This is a genomic window from Nonomuraea sp. NPDC002799 (genome assembly GCF_053592075.1).
In genome coordinates this window covers 1-3,225 of the sequence record NZ_JBSFVA010000117.1, presented here as the reverse complement: position 1 = coordinate 3,225, position 3,225 = coordinate 1, and the positions used below count along the sequence as shown (strand labels likewise).

The window sequence follows — 3,225 nt, the reverse complement described above, 5'->3', positions numbered from 1 at the left end:
TGGCGGGGGCGCATGCCGCCGGAGTATCCCCGCACCGGCCGGTCGGCCGCCCCGGTCAGGTCGAAGCGTTCGAGCAGCTCTCCCGCGCGCTGCCGGCTGCGCTGGATGCCCAGGTGGTAGAGGCGGCCGACCATCTCCAGGTTCTCGGCGCCGGTGAGGTGGTCGTCGACGGCGGCGTACTGGCCGGAGGCGCCGATGTGGCCGCGCAGCCGGGGAGCGTCGCGAACGACGTCGAACCTGGCGACGGTGGCGTGACCGGCGTCCGGCCTTAACAGGGTGGTCAGGATGCGGACGGTCGTGGTCTTTCCCGCGCCGTTGGGGCCGAGCAGCCCGAACACCGTGCCCTGCGGGACCGACAGGTCCAGCCCGTCGAGGGCGACCACGTCGCCGTACTTCTTGACCAGCCCCTCGGCTTCGATGGCGATGGACATGAGCCCTCCTCTGTCTCGATCGTGGCGGTCAGGAACGGTGGATCACGATGTCGCCGTAAGTGGTGTGGGCGCGCACCTCGACGGCGTCCACGGCCTGCGGCGGGTCGTCGCAGGCGTCCAGGGAGACGGTCACGACGCCGTACTTGGAGCTCACGTCCAGCCAGGCGGCGGTGCCCTCGCGGATGCCGAGCTCCAGCGCGCCGCCCGAGGTCTCCATGACGACCGACCCGGCCACCACCTCGCCGATCCTGACGCTGCCGTACGCGGTCTTGGCGGCGACGCCGGCCAGCGCGCGATCGACCGTGATGTCGCCGTAGGCGGTGTTCAGCCGCAGGTCGCCGCTCACCTCGCCGAGGCGGAGGTCACCGTTGGAGGTCCTGACCACCGCGGTCCCGCCGATCTCGCCGATCCGGATGTCGCCGTTGGAGGTGGTGATGTCGGCGTGCCCGGCCGAGCGGCCCACCGAGATGTCACCCGAGCCGGTCTTCAGGTGCACCCGGTCGGCCTGGTCGAGCCGGATGTCGCCGTTGGAGGTGGTGAACTTCACCTCGCCGAGGCGGCCCTTGCAGCGGAAGTCCGCCGCCGCGCCGGCCTCGACGCGGGAGCCCGACGGCAGGTCGATCGTCAGGTCGATCGAGCCGCCCCAGCCGAGCAGCGAACGGAACCAGGTCCGCGGCGACTCGACCAGCGCGTCGATCGAGCCGTCCCACTCGGTCGGCGGCCGGACCTTGGCCGCCTTCACCAGGAGCCTGCCCAGGGAGTATTCGACCTGGGTCTGCTCGGCGGCGTGCACGTCGGCGTCGCTGAACTCGTCGCTGGGGCGCACCTCGACGACGGTGTCCGCGCGGTCGCCGGCGTTGATCCGGACGTTGGCGAGCGCGACGTCGATGACGGCGAAGATGGGCTCGGGGGTGGCGAAGCTGGGCATGGCGGTCCCCTCCTGGTGGGATCGGCGGGCGTCCCGGGTGGCGGAACGGGTGGTCGCGGGCACGGCTAACGCACCCAGCCGGTGAAGCGCTGACCGCTCTTCGGCTCCGTGCTCCGGCCGGTGCGGCGGCCGGCGGCCCCTTCGCCCGGTTCGAGCGCGGCGGAGACCGCCCGGACGAGCCAGGCGTTGGCCGAGAGCCCGTCGCGGGCGGCCGCCTCCTCGATGCGCGGCTTGAGGTGCTCGGGGACGCGGAGCGAGATCCGCGACGTGCCGCCCTCGTCGGCCTCCGGAGGCGGCGGGGAGGCGGGCGGTCTGGCGCCCCGCTCCTGCTGCCCGTTCTCGCCCCCGCCTCCGGCAGGCGGGCCGGACAGCGGCCCGGACGGCGGCCCGAACGGCGGTGGCGTCACGACGAAGCCGGGGTCGCGGCCGCGCAGCCGCACCTCGACCGAGCCGGGCGCCAGGTCGCGGGTGATCTCGTCCGCGGCGGCCGACAGGGCCTCAAGCAGGGCGAGCCGGACGGCTGACTCGAGTGCCGCGGCCAGGCGCTCGGCCAGCGCGCGTGCCTCCTCGCCTCCTGCCCCGGCGGCGATGGCCAGCTCGCGGCGGAGATGCTCGACGTACGGCGCCAAATCCATGACGTCACTATGACGTCATAATGGCGTCATAGCAACCTCATCGATGACGCCACGCGCTGAGCTGGTGTTTCGCCTTCGCGAATGGCAAAGGCCCGGGTCACCTTCAGGTGTCCCGGGCCGGGGGTGTCAGGGGCCGTGGTCTGCACGGCGATGCTTTGATCGGCTAGACGCCCTCCGCCAGGAGGCGGAGGCTCTCGCGGGCCCAGTCGGCGCGGGCCTGGGCGACCGCGATCTGGCCCTCGAAGACGTGCGCCTTCAGCGCGGCGATCCGGTCGTGCTCGGCGGGCGGGCGGCTCTTCAGCCGCTCCTTGAGCAGGTCGGTGCCCTTGGCCAGCAGCGCCTCCCGGTGGGTGCGCCACCCGGCGATGAGCTGCTCCTGCTCGGCGATGAACGTGTGCAGCACGGACGCCGCCCGATCGGGTTCGATCATGTCGAAGAAGAGGGCCTGCAGGAAGAACGCGTCGCGCACCGGGGGCGGCGGCTGAGCGCTGCCCAGCCAGGTGCGCAGTTCCTCGACGCCGTGCTCGGTGATCGAGTACACCGTTCGCCTCAGCCGGGTGCCGCGGATCTCCTTCTGCCCCTCGATGAGCCCGGCCTGCTCCATCTGCCGGAGCGTCGGGTAGATCTGGCTCTGCGGCGCCGACCACACCCAGCGCGGGGCGGCCTCGAAGAAGCGGGTCAGCTCGTACCCGTTCATCGGGCGCGCCTCCAGGACCCCGAGCAGCGCGTACTGAAGCGACATGCCCCCAGCATAGGGATCTCTAGAACATGTATGGAGATACATGTATTGTCCTCCCTGTCTTTCGCAGAGGGAGGTCGGGTGTGAGTACCGAGCTGGCCCAGGCCGGGCGGGCGCTGGCGGCGGCGGGGCTGGTCACCGCGTTCGGGCATGTGTCGGTGCGGACCGCCGGCGACCGGCTGCTGATGACGCCCCCGGTGCCGCTCGGAACGCTCCGCCCCGGCACCCGCTGCGCCGAGGTTCCGCTCGACGCCGACGACCTGCCGGACGGCACACCGCGTGAGGCGTGGATCCACGTGGAGATCGCCCGGGCCCGGCCGGGCGTGCGCGCGATCTGCCGGGCGCAGCCGCCTGCCGCCACCGCGCTGGCCTCGGCCGGGGTGCCGATCCTGGCGCTGCACGGGCAGGGGGCGTTCCTCGGGCCCGAGGTGCCCGTGTTCGACGACGCGGTGCTGGTACGCGACCGCGCGCGCGGCCGGGCACTGGCCGAGC

General features: G+C 72.9%; 5 protein-coding genes. 1 reads left to right on the top strand and 4 read right to left on the bottom strand.

Annotation, left to right across the window (positions count from 1 at the left end; genetic code table 11):
• The 4 genes from ACWD0F_RS51895 to ACWD0F_RS51880 all read right to left on the bottom strand — a co-directional run.
• A partial coding sequence (locus tag ACWD0F_RS51895) for an ABC transporter ATP-binding protein (protein ID WP_449890529.1) occupies window positions 1–431 on the bottom strand: 431 nt, incomplete at its 3' end.
• 28 nt (window positions 432–459) lie between these two features.
• Complete coding sequence (locus ACWD0F_RS51890; protein WP_449890527.1) at window positions 460–1,422, bottom strand: DUF4097 family beta strand repeat-containing protein; 963 nt, start codon at window positions 1,420–1,422, stop codon at window positions 460–462.
• 2 nt (window positions 1,423–1,424) lie between these two features.
• Entirely contained in the window at window positions 1,425–1,994 is a 570-nt protein-coding gene (locus tag ACWD0F_RS51885; RefSeq protein WP_449890525.1) for a hypothetical protein, read from the bottom strand.
• Between the two features lie 163 nt (window positions 1,995–2,157).
• Complete coding sequence (locus tag ACWD0F_RS51880; RefSeq protein WP_449890523.1) at window positions 2,158–2,736, bottom strand: PadR family transcriptional regulator; 579 nt, start codon at window positions 2,734–2,736, stop codon at window positions 2,158–2,160.
• An 80-nt stretch (window positions 2,737–2,816) separates the two neighbouring features.
• Here ACWD0F_RS51880 and ACWD0F_RS51875 point away from each other — a divergent pair.
• Window positions 2,817–3,225 (top strand): class II aldolase/adducin family protein (locus ACWD0F_RS51875; RefSeq protein WP_449890521.1); only part of this gene is annotated, 409 nt, incomplete at its 3' end.